At 25.5% G+C, this 20,478-nt stretch carries 14 protein-coding genes and 2 pseudogenes; 9 read left to right on the top strand and 7 right to left on the bottom strand.

What is annotated here, in order from left to right:
• Window positions 1-403: 403 nt before the first annotated feature.
• From PSOL_RS01760 to metG, 7 genes are all read left to right on the top strand, one after another.
• The gene (locus tag PSOL_RS01760; protein ID WP_349402205.1) at window positions 404-1,882 is read left to right on the top strand and encodes an MATE family efflux transporter; all 1,479 of its coding nucleotides are present in this window, start codon (window positions 404-406) and stop codon (window positions 1,880-1,882) included.
• A 463-nt stretch (window positions 1,883-2,345) separates the two neighbouring features.
• A complete protein-coding gene (gene truA, locus PSOL_RS01755) occupies window positions 2,346-3,077 on the top strand; it encodes a tRNA pseudouridine(38-40) synthase TruA (protein WP_349402204.1) in 732 nt (243 codons plus the stop codon).
• A gap of 53 nt (window positions 3,078-3,130) precedes the next feature.
• Window positions 3,131-3,799 (top strand): dTMP kinase, encoded by a 669-nt coding sequence (gene tmk, locus PSOL_RS01750; RefSeq protein ID WP_349402203.1) that lies wholly within the window; start codon window positions 3,131-3,133, stop codon window positions 3,797-3,799.
• A complete protein-coding gene (locus PSOL_RS01745) occupies window positions 3,778-4,743 on the top strand; it encodes a DNA polymerase III subunit delta' (protein ID WP_349402202.1) in 966 nt (321 codons plus the stop codon). The genes tmk and PSOL_RS01745 overlap by 22 nt, the downstream gene beginning before the upstream one ends.
• Before the next feature lie 56 nt (window positions 4,744-4,799).
• Window positions 4,800-5,648 (top strand): 16S rRNA (cytidine(1402)-2'-O)-methyltransferase, encoded by an 849-nt coding sequence (gene rsmI, locus PSOL_RS01740; RefSeq protein ID WP_349402201.1) that lies wholly within the window; start codon window positions 4,800-4,802, stop codon window positions 5,646-5,648.
• 535 nt (window positions 5,649-6,183) lie between these two features.
• Window positions 6,184-7,677 (top strand): leucyl aminopeptidase, encoded by a 1,494-nt coding sequence (locus PSOL_RS01735; protein ID WP_349402200.1) that lies wholly within the window; start codon window positions 6,184-6,186, stop codon window positions 7,675-7,677.
• Window positions 7,678-7,829: 152 nt separating this feature from the next.
• A complete protein-coding gene (metG, locus tag PSOL_RS01730) occupies window positions 7,830-9,401 on the top strand; it encodes a methionine--tRNA ligase (protein WP_349402199.1) in 1,572 nt (523 codons plus the stop codon).
• Window positions 9,402-9,441: 40 nt separating this feature from the next.
• On the opposite strand, the gene PSOL_RS01725 is transcribed toward metG, so the two are convergent.
• The 7 genes and pseudogenes from PSOL_RS01725 to PSOL_RS01695 all read right to left on the bottom strand — a co-directional run.
• On the bottom strand, window positions 9,442-12,798 hold the full coding sequence (locus tag PSOL_RS01725; protein ID WP_349402198.1) for a hypothetical protein: 3,357 nt from the start codon (window positions 12,796-12,798) through the stop codon (window positions 9,442-9,444).
• 245 nt (window positions 12,799-13,043) lie between these two features.
• Complete coding sequence (locus PSOL_RS01720) at window positions 13,044-14,579, bottom strand: ABC transporter substrate-binding protein/permease (protein ID WP_349402197.1); 1,536 nt, start codon at window positions 14,577-14,579, stop codon at window positions 13,044-13,046.
• Between the two features lie 121 nt (window positions 14,580-14,700).
• Window positions 14,701-15,435 carry an amino acid ABC transporter ATP-binding protein gene (locus tag PSOL_RS01715; RefSeq protein WP_349402196.1) on the bottom strand — a complete coding sequence of 245 codons (735 nt, stop codon included), beginning with the start codon at window positions 15,433-15,435 and terminating at the stop codon, window positions 14,701-14,703.
• Window positions 15,428-16,141, bottom strand: a complete 714-nt coding sequence (locus PSOL_RS01710) for an amino acid ABC transporter permease (protein WP_349402195.1) — start codon at window positions 16,139-16,141, stop codon at window positions 15,428-15,430. Before PSOL_RS01710 ends, PSOL_RS01715 begins: the two co-directional genes overlap by 8 nt.
• Window positions 16,142-16,147: 6 nt before the next feature.
• A complete protein-coding gene (locus PSOL_RS01705; protein ID WP_349402194.1) occupies window positions 16,148-16,981 on the bottom strand; it encodes a transporter substrate-binding domain-containing protein in 834 nt (277 codons plus the stop codon).
• 441 nt (window positions 16,982-17,422) lie between these two features.
• Window positions 17,423-18,689: pseudogene (gene gtfA, locus PSOL_RS01700) on the bottom strand (sucrose phosphorylase); the annotation flags it as partial.
• Window positions 18,690-19,010: 321 nt separating this feature from the next.
• Window positions 19,011-19,349, bottom strand: a pseudogene (locus PSOL_RS01695) (transposase); the annotation flags it as partial.
• Between the two features lie 139 nt (window positions 19,350-19,488).
• Here PSOL_RS01695 and PSOL_RS01690 point away from each other — a divergent pair.
• Both PSOL_RS01690 and PSOL_RS01685 read left to right on the top strand, forming a co-directional pair.
• Window positions 19,489-20,124, top strand: a complete 636-nt coding sequence (locus PSOL_RS01690) for a sigma-70 family RNA polymerase sigma factor (RefSeq protein WP_349401928.1) — start codon at window positions 19,489-19,491, stop codon at window positions 20,122-20,124.
• 4 nt (window positions 20,125-20,128) lie between these two features.
• A complete protein-coding gene (locus tag PSOL_RS01685; RefSeq protein ID WP_349401980.1) occupies window positions 20,129-20,443 on the top strand; it encodes a single-stranded DNA-binding protein in 315 nt (104 codons plus the stop codon).
• Window positions 20,444-20,478 lie beyond the last annotated feature (35 nt).

The following is a 20,478-nucleotide window of genomic DNA, read 5'->3' as shown; positions in this document are numbered from 1 at the left end:
GTCGGTTTTTTTCTTTTGGAATGTTACCGTTTTTATCTTTTTTTTCTGGTTTATTATAAATAGCCCCCACTATAGACTTTTAAAGTCTAATTTAAATTAAAATTTTTACCTTTTTATTTATCCTCCAACAATAACAATAGTTTTTAAAAAAAATAAAAAAAGATGTTTAGACAAACAAATTATAAAAAAACTAAATACAATATTTTTAGTTGTTTTTTAATTTTAGACTAAACTTTTATTGCCTTTTTTTTACTTCATTATATGGAAGTTATTTTAAATAAGTTTCTTAGATTAATCATTTACCTGTTTAAAAAAATTTTATTTTTGATAGAATATATGATGTTGTTAGTATTTTGAAAACTTTTTTTGCTTATCGTCAAAACAAACAATTATTGGAGGTTTTATGATATTTCAAAAAAAAGAGCAAATTGATAAAAAAAAATTTATGATTTCCGAAGAAAAAAAAAGAAAGTTTTTGTTAGAAGGAAATTTGTGGAAAGTAATTTTATATGTTACATTTCCTATTACTATTTATTTAGTTTTTCAAGCTATCTTTAATTCTTATGATATTTTTTTATTACGAAAAAAATTAAAAATTGATGATGAACTTGTATCATCTATCAATCGCATCCACTTACTCAAAGACATCTTCATTTCTTTTGGGGCTTCTATTGCCACTGCTGGCGTTATTTTAGTGGGTCGCAATTATGGACGCAAAAATCTTGAAAAAATGCGTCTATATCTTTCGCAAACTTTTGTATTAACTATTATTATAGGGTTAATTATTGCTATTTTATGTACTGTTTTTTTTAAAACACTTATTTTGGAACATATTGTTAATTATCAAGGAAATAAACAGGAAGATTTAAAAAAATACTATCTTATTATTTTTTGCTCACTTGTTTGCATTATCATTAATATAGTCTTTTTAGCTTTAGAACGAGCTAAAGGAAATAATAAAATTGTTTTATGGGTGACATTATCAAATATCGCCATTAAAATTATTTTGTCTTTGGTTTTTTTTGAAATTAAAAACCAAATGAAATCTTTAGCTTGGGCTACTTTAATTGCTCATGCTTCTGTTACTTTATTTACCTTTTGGTTTTTGTTTTTGAATCAAAAAAACTATTTAAAAATTTTTTCAAAAAAATTTCGTTTTGATAAAATTTTTTTGAAAAATCTTTTTACCTTATCTATTCCTATTTGTATAAGTATTATAGTTTTTAATCTAGGTAAAATAATTATTAGTATGGTTGTTAAAACAAATTATGACGATGGAACAAATATTGATGCTCAATTAGTTTTAGCAGTATCTGTTAATAATATTTTTTTTAATATTATCAATTCTTTTGCTGATTCCCAAAATACTATTATTTCTCAAAATTTAGGGCAAAAAAAAATGAATCGAGTTTTTGAAACCTTTAAAAAAATTATTATTTTAATTGTTCTTTTAGCTTTCGTAGGAACTTTAATTCATCTTTTTTGTTATGGAAAAATTTTGTATTTAATGACGGGTGAAAATTATCATAATTTAGCGTGTGCATCAGATACAAAAACACAATCCGCCGCCTTTCGAATATTATTTTTTTATGAAACAACAGGTTTATGGTTAACTTGTTTTTCTATTATTTTATGTAGTTTTTTTGTTTGTTTTAAAAAAACAAAAATTGCTTTAAATATGAATCTTTTAAGAATTATTTCTGGTATTTTTTTTCTTTTTCTTTTTAGTGCTCCTATTTTCAGTAGTTTTAATGAAGTCCATAAAGTTGGTTTCAGTCTTTTTTTAGGTAATTTAATTTGTTTTATTACTACTTTATCTTTTTTTATTCCTTTTTATCGCAAAACTAAAAAAGAAAATACCACTTATGAAGATAAAATTTAAAAATCAATCATTACTAATAAATGTTTGCAAACAAAAATATTGCTAAAACTAAAAACAAGCTAGATTGTTTATTAATAAATAATTTAGCTTTTTTTTGTATCTCAACTACAAAAAAAGATTTAAAAGGTTAAAACAAATAGTTACTTTTAGTAAAATTATTAAAAAAGTTAACTTTAAAATATTTTTTAATTATTTTTATAGTTATGTAAAAAAAACTTTTAATTTTGATCAAATAGGGTTATTTTTTTATCTATTAAAACCATTAAAATATCTGTTTTTTTAATCTTATATTAAAAGTGATTATGAGTTTAAATTTTTTCATTTAACCTTTAAAATATTTTGGGAGATAACTAGTGTTTTTATATGGTTTTTATGTTATAATAATAATTAGTTAATGATATATTTTTTTAAATATTAGTGTTTTTTTGGTTTTTCTTGGTTTTAACTTAACAAGGAGGTATTTTTGGAACATCATTTTTATAAATTAGTTTTAAGTTATGATGGAACTTGTTATTGTGGCTATCAAAAACAACCTCAAACAAAGACTATCCAACAAACATTAGAAAATACTTTAAAATTAATGACTCATTGTCAAATTGATACTATTGCAGCTAGTAGAACCGATAAAGGAGTGCATGCCCAAGGACAAACAATCCATTTTAAAATTTCTTTTTTTCTTAAATCTCGCCATTTTAAACACACCCTTAATCATCTTTTGCCACCAGATATTAGAGTTAAAACAATCAAAAAAGTTACTTCTACTTTTCACGCTCGTTATTTGGTTAAATCAAAAATTTATCAATATTTTTTTGCAAAGAATCCTTTAAACGCTTTTAATTATCATTTTCAAGTATTTTTTGCTGGTCTTAATTTTGATAAAATTAAATTAGCTATTAATCTGATTGTTGGTAAACATGATTTCACCTCTTTTACTAACGAAAAACAAGCTAAAAATTTTAATAAAACTATTTTCCGTGCTTTTGTTAAAGAAACTGCAAAACATTATATTTTAATTTTTCATGCAGATGGTTTTCTTAAATATATGGTTCGTTTTATAGTAGGAAGTTTAATTGAAATTGGTAAAAATAAGATGTCTTTAGAGCTTTTTGAAGCTATGTTATTGCGAAAAACCAATAAAAAAGCTTCTTTTTTGGCTCCAGCTAAAGGATTAATTTTGAAAACAATTTTTTATTAAATTGTTCTTTAGTTTATTTATTTTTAGTTTTTACCAAAATTAAATCTTTTAGGTTGAATAAAACAAAAAAAAGGAGAATTAATAAAATCATTATGTTTATTTCTTTTGAAGGAGGCGAGGCAGCAGGAAAAACAACTTTAGCCCGTATTTTATCTAAAAAGTTAACGAAAGACAATTATCAAGTTGTTTTAACTAAAGAACCTGGTGGCTACAAACCTTTTAGTTTTATTAGAGAAAAACTTTTAAATCCTGTAATGCCACCTATTGATTTCAAAACGGAAGCTTTGCTTTATGCTGCTGACAGGAATGAACATTTAAATAATGTGATTCTTCCCGCTTTAAAAAAGAAAAACATTGTTATTTGTGATCGTTATTTAGATTCTTCTTTTGTTTATCAAGGATATGCTAGACAATTAGGAAAACATTATATTGCTCAGATTAACGATTTTGCTTTAAAACATTTACCTAATATTACTTTTTACCTTGATTTAGATCCTATGATGGCTAAAAAAAGATTATCTCTTTTTCGCTCTAATAAACAAAATCGTCTTGATTTAGAAAAACTTGAATTTTATCAAAAAATTCGTGAAGGTTATTTAGAACTAGCTCAACAAGAAAACAAACGTATTATTAAAATTAAAGCCAATAATTCTTTATCTCAATTATCTTCTCTAATTTATCAAAAAGTAAAAAATTTATTATGCAGCACCAATCATTTATAAATACATTTTTTAAAATAATTCAAAACAACAAATTATCCCACCTTTATTTAATCACAGGGTTAACCCTTCCCCAAAGAAAAGAATTTGTTTTTGAATTATCTTATCAAATATTTAAATCAAAAGATCCTCAAAATGATCATCTTTTTTTAAAACAAGCTTTAATAGATGGTACATATCCTAATTTTTATTATTTAAATAAAGACGATCATCTTTTTAAAAAAGATCAAATAATGCAATTGCAAAAAGTGTTTCATCAAGGTTCTTTATTTGGAAAAGAAAGAATTTATGTTATTGAAGAAATTGAAAAAACTACTCTACCAGCAGCTAATAGTTTGCTTCATTTTTTGGAAAATACTCCAAACAATACAATAGGTTTTTTGTTGACTAGCAATTTAGATCAAGTTTTATCCACAATTGTTTCTCGTTGCCAAGTTATTAATATTAATAACGGGGGACAACAACTATTAACGCCTTTTTTATCTGATTGTCAAAAATTATCAAAAGATTCTTTGGATTTTTATTTAAACCCTTTGATTAATTCTTCCTCAAGTCAAACCATGACTTTTGTTACAAGTGATTATTATCAACATTTTCGAAGTTGCTTTTTGTTTTTTATTGATCAGTGGCCAAAAACAACTTCTTTAAAATTGTCTTTTTCAACTTTTTATTTTACTCCTGTTCTTATAAATTCTTTTAGTGATTTTTTGATTGATTTTGTATCAGTTTTATTAAGATGGTTTTTAGATTTGTTTTATGAAAAAAAACAATTACCTATTTATTTTGAAAATCAAAATAACTATAAATCTTCATTTCAAAATTTAACTTTACAACAAAACATAAATATTTTACAAATTATTAAAAAATATCATCAAAAAAAACCTCATTTAGTTAATCCTCAAAATATCTTTTTTGCTTTAATGATAGAATTAGAAGATCAAAAATAATTTAAAAGTTATCATTAAAAAAGTTAGTCCTATTTTTTTGAATAAGGTAAAAAAATATGTTATTTCACCAAAAAAGTTTTTGTAATAACCAGGCAACTTTATATTTAATCGCAACCCCTATCGGTAATTTGGAAGATATCACTTTCCGAGCTGTCAAAGTTTTAAAAGAAGTTTTTTTGATTTTAGCCGAAGATACAAGAAACTCCAAAAAACTTTTAGAACATTATCAGATTAAAAAACCTTTGCTTTCTTGTTATGAACACAATCAAAAAAGTAGATTACCTCAAATTTTAGAGTTATTATCGCAAGGTAAAAACTTAGCTTTGATTAGTGATGCTGGAACTCCTTTAATTAGTGATCCTGGTTTTTCTTTAGTGAGTGAAGTGCAAAAAAAAAGTTTTAATGTAGTAGCTATTCCAGGAGCTTCTGCTTTTTTAACTGCTTTTATAACTTCTAACCTAACCGCTCCTTTTATTTTTTTATCATTTTTATCACGTTTTAATCAAACTTTGAAAAAAGAATTATTAAAATACCAAAACGCTAATGAAACCCTTATTATTTATGAATCTCCTTACAGAATCAAAAAAACTTTATTGTTAATTTATCAACTTTATGGCAATCGCAAAATATCTTTAGCGCGTGAACTAACTAAAAAATTTGAAACTATTATCAACGGCAATCTTGAAGATATTTTAAAAGAAAATCTTATTTACAAAGGTGAATATGTAATTTTAGTAGAGGGTAATAAAAATGAGCATCAACATTTGCTTTTTTTAAGTGTAGCTCAACACGTTGATTTTTATTTAAAATTAGGTTTAAGTCAAAAAGAAGCTTTATTGCAAGTTGCTCAAGATCGAAAAAAAAGCAAAAAAGATATTTACAGCAAATACAATAATATTAAATAAACTAAAGTTTAATCAAAACTTATATCAATAACTCAAAAAAATAATACCACTTGAAAACAAATCTTAAGTGAAAAAATATTTATTAATTTACTATTAATATATAAAATTGTGTAATATTTAACTTCTTTTTTTTATTTATTGTTTGGTTCATTTTTTTATATTTCTTTCGTTTTATTGGTTTTTTAAAATCGCTGTTAAAGATTTTTAACATATTTTATTAAATTTTTAAATTGTTGAACGCATTTTTTTTATTATTTCTTTTTTCTAACAGCTTAGAAAAACAAAAAAAGCTAAACTGTTTTATTTTTAATAAACAATTTAGCTTTGATATTTTTTTTATTTTTATTGTAATTATTTTTTTATTTTGATATATAATAAACATGAGAATCAATAATGTTTTTTAAGATTCTTTTTTTATTATTTTTATTAAAAAAAAATATTGTTCTTTTTTGGTTTCTTTTTTTGTAGATTTTAATTTTAAAATTTATATAATATAATTATATTTGGAAAAATAAAAGAAATAGGGTTATGTGTTATGAAAATTTATTTTAAAAAAAATTATATATCAACTATTAATGCTGATACAGCTGTCATTTTACAAGTAGAAAAATTAGATAATGCTTTCGGTCTGGAAGAAATGGATCCAAAGGGGATTGCTAAAAAAAGTTTTTTAAGAGAAAAATTTAAAGGTTCTTTAGGATCTCATATTAAATTATTATATCCAGAAGGATCTCCTATGTCTTGTTTAAAAATTATGGGCTTAGGGAAAGAAAAAGACATCAATGATCAATCTTTTTTAAAAGCGGGAAGCGTTTGCCTTGCTGGCATTGATAATTCTACTAAAATAGTTGTTTTTGTTGATGCTTTAGGTATTGATGTCCAAATATCACAAATCATGAATTTTACTTTAGGACTTTTATTAAAAAGTTATTCTTTTGAATATTATCATACAAAAAAAAATAGTTCTAGTCAAAATAATAAAAAAGATTTAGAAATTACTTTAATCACTAAAAATGCTGATTTGTGTCAAAAAGAATTAGAAGAAGTAAAAGCAATTTTAGAGGGGGTTAATTTAACTAAAGAATTAGTTAATGAACCTGCTAATATTTTAGGAACCGAAGAGTTTGTTCAAAAAATAAAACAACTAAAAACTTTAGGTGTTGAAATTGAAGTTTTAGAAAAAGAAGAATTACAAAAACTAGGGATGAATGCTTTATTAGGGGTAGCTAAAGGGTCTGTAAGACCTCCTTATTTGGTGGTAATGAAATGGTGTGGAGATGATCAAAAAGAAAAACCGTTAGCTTTTGTTGGTAAAGGAGTTGTTTTTGATACTGGTGGGATTTCACTTAAACCTTCCTCTCGCATGGAAGATATGAAATCAGATATGGCAGGAGCTGCAACTGTTGTAGGATTGATGCATACTTTAGCTACTAGAAAAGCCAAAGTTAATGCTTTGGGGGTTGTTGGTTTAGTTGAAAATATGCCTAGTTCTAACGCTCAACGTCCTGGCGACATTATAACTTCTATGTCTGGACAAACTATTGAAATTATAAATACCGATGCTGAAGGTAGACTTGTTTTAGCAGATGCTTTGTGGTATTGCAAAACTAAATTACAACCTAAAACAATTATAGATTTAGCTACTTTAACTGGTGCTATTGTAGTTTCTTTAGGTTCAGAATATGCAGGCCTTTTTTCTAATAATAACGAATTGGTTAAACAATTAATTCATTCAGGAGAGGTAACCGAAGAAAAAGTTTGGCAATTACCTTTATCGCAAGAATATGATAAATTAATAAACGGTAAATTTGCTGATATAAGCAACTCTCCTAGTGGTTATGGCGCTGGGTCTATTACTGCAGCCCAATTTTTAAAACGTTTTGTAGGTGATGATATCCCTTGGGCACATATAGATATTGCAGGTGTTGCTGCAGGTAAAAGAATTAATGAAGTTGACTCCTCTTGGGCTTCCGGTTTTGGAGTGCGTCTTTTAAATCATTTAATAAAAAGTTATTATGAAAAAAAATAAAATTACAAAATTTAAGGCTATTTTTTGACAATAGCCTTTTTTTATTTTTAAAATTTTGCTATATTAAACTTTTTTTAAGTTTGTTTAATTTTTTTCTTTTTAATCTAAAAATTATTATAGTTGTTGTAAATATTTATTGAAGGAGTTTTTTTATGCAATCAAAAACAAAATTTTATCTTTCTACTTCTATTGCTTATACTTCTGGCATTCCTCACGTTGGTAATGTTTATGAAGTTATTTTGGCTGATGCAATTGCTCGTTTTAAACGCTTAGATGGTTATGATGTTTTTTTTCAAACAGGAACTGATGAACACGGACAAAAAATCGAACAAAAAGCTTCCCTACAAGCTATCCCGCCGCAATTATATGTTAATCATGTTTCTTTAGAAATTAAAAGAATTTATGATTTGATGCAAATTAGCTATGATCATTTTATTAAAACAACTAATCAAAATCATCAAAAAGCAGTTCAATCGATTTTTGATAAGTTATGGCAACAAGGAGATATTTATTTAGGTCAATATCAAGGTTTATATTCGGTCGCCGAAGAAGCTTATGTTTCGGAAAAAGATTTAGTTGATGGCAAAACTTTTAATGGCGAAACTCCTATTTTAATCAGTGAAGCTACTTATTTTTTTAAATTATCTAAATACCAAAATCGCCTTTTAAATTATTTAAAAAACAACCCTAATTTAATCAAACCAGAAACCCAAAGAAAAGAACTTTTAAATCTCTTAAAAGAACCCTTAAATGATTTATCGATTTCAAGAACTTCTTTTAAATGGGGTATTCCTGTTCCTTTCGATAAAAAACATGTTATTTATGTTTGGATTGATGCTTTAAGTAATTATTTAACTGGTTTAGGTTATCATCCTAATCAAAACCCTAGTAAACAATTTATTCATTATTGGCCTTGTGATTTGCATGTCATTGGGAAAGATATTTTAAGATTTCATTTAATTTATTGGCCTATTTTATTAATGGCACTTAAAATTGAATTACCCAAACAATTTTTAGCTCATCCTTGGATTTTATTTGATAAAAATAAAATGTCAAAATCAAAAGGAAACGTTTTATATATTGATGATTTATTAAAATTTTTTCCCATTGATACTATTCGTTATTTTGTTTTGCATGAAATTCCTTACGCAAGTGACGGCAATATTACTTATGAACTGTTAGTAGAAAGACATAATAGTGATTTAGTTAATCTTTTTGGAAATGTAGTTCATCGTATTTTTGGAATGATTAAAAGTTATCGTGATTACCAACTCACTCAAGTTTTGGTTGTCCCTAAAAACCATCAAGATTTTGATTTATCACAAAAAGTTTTATCAGTTTTACCTTTAGTTCGTCAAAAAATTAAAGCTTCTAAGGTAGGTGAATCTTTAGAGGAGGTTGAAAAGTTAGCTCGCTTTATTAATAAATATATTGATTTGGTGAAACCTTGGAAATTAGCTCAATTACCAGAAAAAAAAACTTTGTTAGATTATGTTTTATATTCTTTAACAGAAACTTTAAGATTTTTAGGAGTTTTATTAAAGCCTTTTTTGCCTCAAACAGCCGAAAAAATTCTTTATCAAATTAAAGCTCAAGATGTCACTTTCGAAAGTTTAAATACTTTTGGCTTACTGCCAAGCCAAAAACTGATACCAGATGAAATGTTATTTCAACGTATAGATTTAGAGACTGTTTTGTCTAATACAAACACCACAAATCATTAAAAAAAAGAGACTATTTAAGTCTCTTTTTATTTTTATTCAATTATGTTCTTCTAAATTTTATGGAGTTTGAATTTTTATTTTGTTTATTTTTGTATATAATTATACCAATAATACCACAAAGAGCAAGAACAAATAAGATAACTAAAATAATCCAACCTATTATTGATTTTTTAACAGTAAATGTAACTTCTACTTCACCATCATAGTCTTTAGATGTTACTTTTGCTTTGTTTTCTTTTTCAACTAAAGTAACTTGTAAATCTTTGTCTTTTAAAGAATCGTTTTTAGTAATTATTGCACTTTTAACTTTATCAGTTTCTCTTGCATCTACTTGTCCTAATTCTTTTGTTGTTAATACACTTGATAAATCTTTTTTAACAGTAAATGTAACTTCTACTTCACCATTATAGTCATTAGATGTTACTTTTGCTTTGTTTTCTTTTTCAACTAAAGTAACTTGTAAATCTTTGTCTTTTAAAGAATCGTTTTTAGTAATTATTGCACTTTTAACTTTATCAGTTTCTCTTGCATCTACTTGTCCTAATTCTTTTGTTGTTAATACACTTGATAAATCTTTTTTAACAGTAAATGTAACTTCTACTTCACCATTATAGTCATTATATGTTACTTTTGCTTTGTTTTCTTTTTCAACTAAAGTAACTTGTAAATCTTCGTCTTTTAAAGAATCGTTTTTAGTAATTATTGCACTTTTAACTTTATCAGTTTCTCTTGCATCTACTTGTCCTAATTCTTTTGTTGTTAATACACTTGATAAATCTTTTTTAACAGTAAATGTAACTTCTACTTCACCATTATAGTCATTATATGTTACTTTTGCTTTGTTTTCTTTTTCAACTAAAGTAACTTGTAAATCTTCGTCTTTTAAAGAATCGTTTTTAGTAATTATTGCACTTTTAACTTTATCAGTTTCTCTTGCATCTACTTGTCCTAATTCTTTTGTTGTTAATACACTTGATAAATCTTTTGGAGTTGTAAAGTTAAATTCTACTGTACCTTTAAATTTAGTAGAATTTGTTTTAGCTACTACTTTTAATTTTTGACCATCAGTAGTTATTGTTACATCTTCTAAATTCACGTCAGAATTAGCATCTTTTTTAACTTTATTTAAAATAGAAGTTAAAAAAGATTGATCTTTAAGGGTGTTTTCTTTTGCTTCTTCGTCTGATAATTGAATTTTATCTGTTTTAGATTTTAAAACTTCCGATAAATCTTTTTTAACAGTAAATGTAACTTCTACTTCACCATTATAGTCATTAGATGTTACTTTTGCTTTGTTTTCTTTTTCAACTAAAGTAACTTGTAAATCTTCGTCTTTTAAAGAATCGTTTTTAGTAATTATTGCACTTTTAACTTTATCAGTTTCTCTTGCATCTACTTGTCCTAATTCTTTTGTTGTTAATACACTTGATAAATCTTTTGGAGTTGTAAAGTTAAATTCTACTGTACCTTTAAATTTAGTAGAATTTGTTTTAGCTACTACTTTTAATTTTTGACCATCAGTAGTTATTGTTACATCTTCTAAACTCACGTCAGAATTAGCATCTTTTTTAACTTTATTTAAAATAGAAGTTAAAACAGATTGATCTTTAAGGGTGTTTTCTTTTGCTTCTTCGTCTGATAATTGAATTTTATCTGTTTTAGATTTTAAAACTTCCGATAAATCTTTTTTAACAGTAAATGTAACTTCTACTTCACCATTATAGTCGTTAGATGTTACTTTTGCTTTGTTTTCTTTTTCAACTAAAGTAACTTGTAAATCTTCGTCTTTTAAAGAATCGTTTTTAGTAATTATTGCACTTTTAACTTTATCAGTTTCTCTTGCATCTACTTGTCCTAATTCTTTTGTTGTTAATACACTTGATAAATCTTTTGGAGTTGTAAAGTTAAATTCTACTGTACCTTTAAATTTAGTAGAATTTGTTTTAGCTACTACTTTTAATTTTTGACCATCAGTAGTTATTGTTACATCTTCTAAACTCACGTCAGAATTAGCATCTTTTTTAACTTTATTTAAAATAGAAGTTAAAACAGATTGATCTTTAAGGGTGTTTTCTTTTGCTTCTTCGTCTGATAATTGAATTTTATCTGTTTTAGATTTTAAAACTTCCGATAAATCTTTTTTAACAGTAAATGTAACTTCTACTTCACCATTATAGTCATTAGATGTTACTTTTGCTTTGTTTTCTTTTTCAACTAAAGTAACTTGTAAATCTTCGTCTTTTAAAGAATCGTTTTTAGTAATTATTGCACTTTTAACTTTATCAGTTTCTCTTGCATCTACTTGTCCTAATTCTTTTGTTGTTAATACACTTGATAAATCTTTTGGAGTTGTAAAGTTAAATTCTACTGTACCTTTAAATTTAGTAGAATTTGTTTTAGCTACTACTTTTAATTTTTGACCATCAGTAGTTATTGTTACATCTTCTAAACTCACGTCAGAATTAGCATCTTTTTTAACTTTATTTAAAATAGAAGTTAAAACAGATTGATCTTTAAGGGTGTTTTCTTTTGCTTCTTCGTCTGATAATTGAATTTTATCTGTTTTAGATTTTAAAACTTCCGATAAATCTTTTTTAACAGTAAATCTAACTTCTACTTCACCATTATAGTCATTAGATGTTACTTTTGCTTTGTTTTCTTTTTCAACTAAAGTAACTTGTAAATCTTCGTCTTTTAAAGAATCGTTTTTAGTAATTATTGCACTTTTAACTTTATCAGTTTCTCTTGCATCTACTTGTCCTAATTCTTTTGTTGTTAATACACTTGATAAATCTTTTGGAGTTGTAAAGTTAAATTCTACTGTACCTTTAAATTTAGTAGAATTTGTTTTAGCTACTACTTTTAATTTTTGACCATCAGTAGTTATTGTTACATCTTCTAAACTCACGTCAGAATTAGCATCTTTTTTAACTTTATTTAAAATAGAAGTTAAAAAAGATTGATCTTTAAGGGTGTTTTCTTTTGCTTCTTCGTCTGATAATTGAATTTTATCTGTTTTAGATTTTAAAACTTCCGATAAATCTTTTTTAACAGTAAATCTAACTTCTACTTCACCATTATAGTCATTAGATGTTACTTTTGCTTTGTTTTCTTTTTCAACTAAAGTAACTTGTAAATCTTTGTCTTTTAAAGAATCGTTTTTAGTAATTATTGCACTTTTAACTTTATCAGTTTCTCTTGCATCTACTTGTCCTAATTCTTTTGTTGTTAATACACTTGATAATTTTTCAGATGATGTTTGTTTATTAACATCACCATATGTTTGATTTGTACTATTAATTATTGTATTATTAATTACAAAAAGCATCAATAAACCAATAATAAAAAAAATATTAAATATTTTTTTAAAATTTAAAAAATGTTTTTTATTTGACATAATAAGACCTTTCAAAATTTTTTAAAATAATAAAATATAACGATACTTTAGGTTTATTAACTTTTTCCTCCTTAATTCTAATTCTAACTATTTAATAATATAGTAATTTTACATATAATCAAACTACTACTAATTATAATTATAACATCAAAAAAATAAAAAAACAAGTTTAAAATTCATAAAAAATTTATTTAAAATTACTTTTTTCTTTGATATCAAATTATAAAACCCTACAACACCTTTTGTTAACCGAATATTTTTTTAAAAAGATAAAAGGTAATCATATTTAAAAATAAATAAAAGAAAACGGGAATAAGAAAAACATTAATATTCAAAGTAGCACCTCTTATTTGGGAAATGGAATTAAAAAGTTCAAACAATCCAATGACTTCAAAAACATAACTATCTTTGATGTTATTAACAAATTCATTACAAAAACGCAATAAAGACTTTTGAATTACTTGTGGCAAAACAACTGTTTTTAAAGTTTTTCTTGGAGTCATCCCTAAAGCTAAAGCTGCTTCAATTTGTCCCAAATCAAGAAACTCAATATTTTTAAACATTGTTTCAGCAAGATAGGCGGTTGAATTAAAGGTAATAACAATTAATCCACCACAAAAAGGGGTTAGCCACTTAAAGTAACCAGTACTTTTAAGACCATAATAAAAAATCATAGCTTGTACCATCATAGGCACCCCTTTGATGATAAAAATATAAATATTAACAATAGCATTTAAACATTTAAATAAATATTTTTTTAAAGTGCTTATTCTTTTAATATTTTTAGGAATTCCTTTGAGATAAAACAATAATAAAGTTAAAAAAAAAGCACTAATAGTACCTAAAAAAGCTAATTGCATAGTTTTTATAAAACCTTGAAAATATAATGATTTATATTTTTTTAATATTTGCCATAAATTAATTTTATAATCATTGTTTACAGATGCTTGTTTAATAATTATTTGCATTAATTCTTTACCTTGTTGTTTTAGGTCAAACTTGGTTAAAGCCTTGTTAACATCTTTTAAAAGTGTATCATTTTCCTTTTTTAAAGCAATACGAGATTGTAATAATTCTTGGTCTTGTTGTTTGCTAAATATTTCATTTACATGTTTGTTTGTGTGTGTTTGGCTTCCAAATTTATTTACAAACACTTGAGCAAGAAAGGATTCAGCAATAAAACCATCCATATCAGTGGCTAAAAAAGATGTTTCGAGGTCATTATAACTTTGAAAAGATGTGCTAAAATCACTTATTTGAGAAACTATAGAAGCATAAGAAGAACCACTTTGATAACCAATTTTTAATTTTTTTAAATCCCCTAAATCTTTTATTGCTGATTTTGATTTATTTAAAATAATTTCTAATCCATAAAAACAATAAGGTTCAGAAAAAACAATTTCTTTTTGACGTTCTTGCGTTTGAGAAAGTCCTGAAATAACTAAATCTATTTCGTTATTTTTTAAAGCTGGAATTAAACCATCAAAACTAATCTTTTTAATGATTAATTTACGGTTTAATCCCTCTGCTAATTTTTTAGCAACTAAAACATCATAACCGCAAGCATATCCACTTTGACCTTGAATATTATAACAAGCGTCTTCATTGTTTTCATTAGTCAAGTAACCTAAAGGAAGGTATTCTAGTTCCATCCCAACTATTAAATCTATTTGTTTTGTTTGGTTGTTAGTAAAAGGAATTTTAAAATCAGCATCTGCCCACAAAGAAAAAACCAAAACAAAAAGATAAATTAAAATAATAATTAAATGGCTGCGTTTCATTTGTAAATATCCTTATTTTTTAATTTTTTGCTTCCGTGAAACAAAAAAACCCTTTACTATAAACAAGTAAAAGGTTTTAGTGAATTAAAATTTTAGACTAATTTGATAACTTATTTACTTATTAAAAAAAAGCTTCTTTTAAAAAAGCTTTCAGTTTTTGGTTTTGAGGATTATTTAATATTTGCGAAGGAGTTCCGCCTTCAACAATAATCCCATCAGCCATAAAAACAATCCGATCAGATATTTTTTGTGCAAAAGCAATTTCATGAGTAACTAAAACAATAGTAATTGCTTGTTTGGCTAAATTTGCCATAATATCTAAAACTTCTTTAGTTAACTGAGGATCGAGTGAAGCTGTTGGTTCATCAAATAAAATAACTTCTGGTTCCATACATAAAGCACGAGCAATGGCAACCCGTTGTTTTTGTCCTCCAGAAAGAGTTTGAATACTTTGTAACATTGCTTTTTCAAGACCTACGATTTTGAGTTTTTTTTGGGCAATCAAATCAGATTCTGCTTGACTTTTTCCTAAAACTTCCATTGGTGCTAAACTACAATTTTTTAAAACATTTTTATGTTCAAAAAGATTAAAATGTTGAAAAACCATCCCCACTTTTTGTCTTAAATGAGTAGTGTTATAACACGGGTCTAAGATGTCTTGTTTTTTAAATAAAATAATACCATCATCAGGTTCTTCTAAAAGATTTAAACATCTTAGAAGAGACGATTTACCAGCGCCAGAAGCACCTATAATAGTAATAATTTCATTTTTTTTGATTGTTAAATTAATATCTTTTAAAACTACATGATTGCCAAAATTTTTTTGAAGGTTTTTGATTTCAATAATGTTATGCATTTTTATTTCCTAATTTAATCTCTAATTTTTTTAAGACAATAGTTGCAATCCCCACTAACATTAAATACATAATAGAAGCATTAATAAAGGGGACAGTCACACTATATGAAATTGAATATATTTGTTTAGTGGCGCCAAATAACTCTAATAAACCAATAGTACTAAAAACACAACTATCTTTAACATTAATAATAAATTCATTAACAATACGCAACAAAGACCTTTGAATGACTTGCGGTAAAACAACTCTTTTTAAAGCTTGTCTTGCAGTCATACCTAAAGCTAAGGCTGCTTCAATTTGACCGGGGTCAAAAAATTGCATATTTTTTAACATGATTTCTGCAATATAAGCAGTGGAGTTAAAGGTAATGACGATTAAGCCACCATAAAAAGGTGTTAACCATTTAAAGTAACCAGTGCTTTTAAGACCATAATAAAAAAGCATGGCTTGCAACATCATAGGAACTCCTTTAATAATAAATATATAAGCATTAATGATGGCATTTAAACTTTTAAAAGAAATTTTGGTAAAAATGCTGGTTTTTTTAGGTTTTTTTGGTAATCCTTTGACATAAAGCAATAATAAAGCAAGTAAAAAAGCTCCAACAGTGCCAAAAACAGCTAATTTAACAGTTGTCATTAAACCTTGATAATAAATTGAATAATGATTTTTTAAATTATTATAGCATAGTTTTAAAAGTTGCATTATTTTTTAACCTTGTGTATATTTAATCACTTTCTCGATCACTTCTTTCATTGATACGTAATTTTTTATTGATTCTAATTTATTATTAACAGCTTCTAATAATTCTTTATTATCTTTTTTTACAGCAATACATATAGAGATTTTATCATTGAATGCAATATCTTCACAAATTCTTTCTTTTTGTTTGCAAATCATATCAGCAATAGGGGATTCAGCAATATAACCGTCAATAGCATCAGTTGTTAAGGCATTTTCTAAATCAGTGTAACTATCATAAGAGAAATTGATACTTTGGAATTGGTTTTTTATTTGTTCATCTTCTGAGTAAATAGTCCCTGTTTGAGTACCAATTTTAATATATGTTTTACGTTTGGATTCTTTTTTTAAAAATAGATTTATTTTAGATTCAAAATAAGGATTACTAAAATCGACTTCTTTTTTTCTTTTTTCTGTTGGAGTCATCCCACCAATGATTACATCAATTTCACCTGCTTTTAAAGCTGGAATTAAACCATCAAAACTAATCTTTTTAATAATTAATGTACGTTTTAATTCCTCAGCTAAATGTTTAGCAACTAAAACATCATAACCGAAAGCATATCCACTTTGTCCAAAAATTGGAATATTATTTTCGTCTTTTTTTTGATTTAAAGCCCCATTATAAGGCCAATAATCACATTCCATCCCAACTGTTAAAGTTTTAGTTTTTTTATTATTTATTGGAATTGAGTTTTTATTAAACCGCATAAAAAAAACAAAAACAGCAATTAATAATAAAATTAACCCAATAACAGTATTCAAAATATTTTTTTGTCTTTTATTTAGATTTCTTAAATTCATTTATTTTGTTCTAACTTTTTTTAGATAAATTAAATAAGCAATTAATATTTTTTTATTTTTGCCATCAAAAAATTCTAATAATACTTTTATTTTAACATATTTTTTTAAAAAATAGCAATAAATAAAATAAAAAAATTTGGAATAACAACATTTTTTAAAACTTTTTACAATTTAATCAAGTAAGTAGTTTTTTAATTATAGACTTTTTAAAAATTTCGGAATGCAGTGACTATGTTTTTTTGAACTTTTTAAATTTAAGTTTTCATAAAAATAATTTCTTAAAAAAATATATTATAATAATTATGATAAAAAATCAAAAAGTTTATGAAAATATAGTCACTACAAAAAATATTAAAAAATGCCGCTTTAAATAAACGACATTAATAATAAAAAGTGTTTTTTAAAATTTAAAAATCTTTATCATCTTTTTTTTGAGACAGTCTATACATTAGCTGTAATAAGAAAAGTTTTTTCCAAAGAATTAGCTTCTAAAATGGCAATATTTTTTTTCATACGATCTTTACGAATGATTTTAATTGTTGTTTGTGTAGGGTTTGTAATTTCAATCGAACCATCTAAATTAAAAGCAAGGAATTGATTACGCCATTCAAGTAAATGCAATAATTTTTGGACAATGGGACGTTTTATTTCTTCTTTAATTTCTTGAAGTGAATAATAATGACGATTAATATTACGTCCTTCTTTTGAGTTTTCTAATAATTCAATATCATTTACACCAGCTAAAAGCCCCACATAATAAATTTGAGGAATACCTGGCGCAAAAACTTGAAAAACTCGACTTAATAAATAAGCATTATCATCATTACCTAACGCTGAATAATAAGTGGAATTAATTTGATAAATATCTAAATTATTATAAGAAGCAGAAGAATAAATTTTTTTAACATTAGCCCCTATTTGATATAATTTTTTCGAAGTATACTTAATTTCTGTATCACTTAAAACATCACGGGCATCAACAACTCCAATGCCATCGTGAGTGTCTAAAGTAGTAAATTGTTTCATTGGTGATTTTTTAAGCCAATCAGCTAAACGATTAGTTTTACCTGAATATAAAGTATAAAGGGTTGTCATAGATAAAGCAAAATCGTAAATAAAATAATTATAATCACTAATTTTTTTTAAAATAGTGTAATGCTCATGAATTTCTGGTAAAATTTCTGCATCCAAAGGTTTTAAAATATCTCTTATTTCTTGTAATAAATGCCAAATTTCTGGTTCAATAAAAAAACTATTGGTATCAATTTTTTTAATCGCATAAGCAAAAGCATCCAAACGAATTAAACTAGCGCCGTATTTAACCATATCTTTTAAAGTTGTTTTAATAAACTCTTTAGCAACAACAGAATGAACATTAATATCGATCTGTTCTTCGCCAAAAGTATTCCAAAGATTTTCTTGCGTTCCATCATCAAAATAAATGGTTGTAATGGGCGCTTGATCCTTACGCTTATAAATTAAATCAATATCTTTTTGATTGGGTCGATTTTTCCCAGCTTGTTCCCAAAATTTTTCCCAACGAATAAAAAAAATCTTTATATTTAGATTTTTCATGATATTTTTGAAAATCTTGATACATTAAAGATAAACGCGAAATATGGTTAATCATAAAGTCAAACATTAAATAATAATTTTGACTTAATTTTTCAATGTCTTGCCAATTACCAAAAAAAGGATCAACTGCAGTGTTCCGTTTTTTAATACAACTTTTAGTTTTAAAATTACTCTTTAAGACTAAAAAATTAATTGATAATTTCATATCTTTTCAAACTAAGGAAATATTTTTTTAAAAATCAAAAAGTGTCTAAATTTTTTTAATAATTCGTTAGTTTCAAAAGATATTTTTTCATATTTTATCTTTACACTATATAGTTAGGTAAAAAAAGTTAAAATTCCGCCTACAAAATGAAAATAAAATTATTTTTTAGGTAATTATGTTGTTTTGATGAAAAAAGTGCGCAAAAAGATAACCTTTTCCAAGGTTGAAATGTTTGAAATAAAAAATTATTTATCTAAGGTTTTGTGAGTGATATTGAGTTGGAGATAAGTAATTTAATTTAGCTAAAATCCATTTGGTATTCCAAAATTTAGGAAATTGATTGATTATTTTTTTAACGTTTTCGGCTGATTTGAGAAATAAAAAGGGATGTTGGTTTTGTAATATATTTTTCATTTGACCGAAAAAGTTTTCAATTACCGCATTATCACGTGGGGTGGTGCTTCTTGACATACTTATTAAAAAACCTTTTTTAGTTAGTGTTTGCTGGACTTTTTGTGATTGATAAACTGTTCCTCGGTCGGAATGAATTATGCATGGTTTTTTTAATTTAGGTAATTTTTTGATGGTTGCACTGTTCCAAAACTTTAGACACTTTTTATTTTTTAAAAATTCTTTAAGACTAACTATTAAGTTAGTCTTTTTTTTGTTTTAAAGACTAAAAAATAATTTCATATCTTTTCTAAAAACGTTTTTAGAAAGGATTAAAATGTTAAGACAAAAATTATTTAAAGATTTTTTAAAAAATAAAAAGAATTTAGAGGCCCGCAATCAATTAATTGAACTTCATTATCCGTTAGCAAAAAAATTATCAAACAAATTTAATTTCTATCCGCGAGTTTTGACTAAAGAGGATTTATACCAGGAAGGGATTTTAGGTTTAATCAAAGCCCTAAATAATTACCATGACTTAGGTTACGACTTTATCGCCTACGCTACTCCCACCATCAAATCGGAAATCCGCGAATTAATAAGAAAAAGCCATTCCCCTTCAATCCCCCAAAAAACCACCAAACCAAGAAATATCAGTTTTAACGAAAACCAACACTCACAACAAACAATTTACGACAAAATCCCCAATCCGCATCAATTATGGTTAAAACAAGTAAAACACGAATTATTAATAAAAAAATTAAAAACCAAACTAAGTAAAAATGAATTCAACGTTATTTGTTTGAGTTTTGGCGTTACTACAAAAAACATTAACGACACACATCAACCAACATATACAAATCAAGAAATAGCTACAAAATTAAATTTAACTTTAAAACAAATAGAAAAATTAAAAGAACACGCCATTCAAAAACTAACCCCAAATAATAAAAAAAATAAGGAGAAAATATAAAAAAATGTTAAACAAAGTTCAATTAATCGGCAATATCGCCCATAACTTAGAAAAACAATACATTAATAGTAACAACGAACAAATACCAAAAATAGATTTCAATTTAGCAATCAACAACAAGGATAAAGTACAATACACCCCTTGTGTGGTTTTTAGAACTCAGGCCGAAAACTGCCACAAATACCTACATAAAGGTTCAAAAATATATGTCGAAGGCACCCTATCAATCCAAAAATATACCACCCTCGAAGGCCAAACACGAACTACCACCAAAATAATTATCCAAAACGTTATCTTTTTAGATAATAAATCCAAATAATATTTACAAAACCAAGTCCCTAAAAGGACTTTTTT

It is taken from the genome of Candidatus Phytoplasma solani (assembly GCF_040126175.1).
In the GTDB taxonomy this organism is placed as follows: Bacteria; Bacillota_I; Bacilli_A; order Acholeplasmatales; family Acholeplasmataceae; genus Phytoplasma; species Phytoplasma solani_A.
Note: the sequence above shows the minus strand (reverse complement) of the source record. Positions and strands in the feature narration are given on the sequence as shown.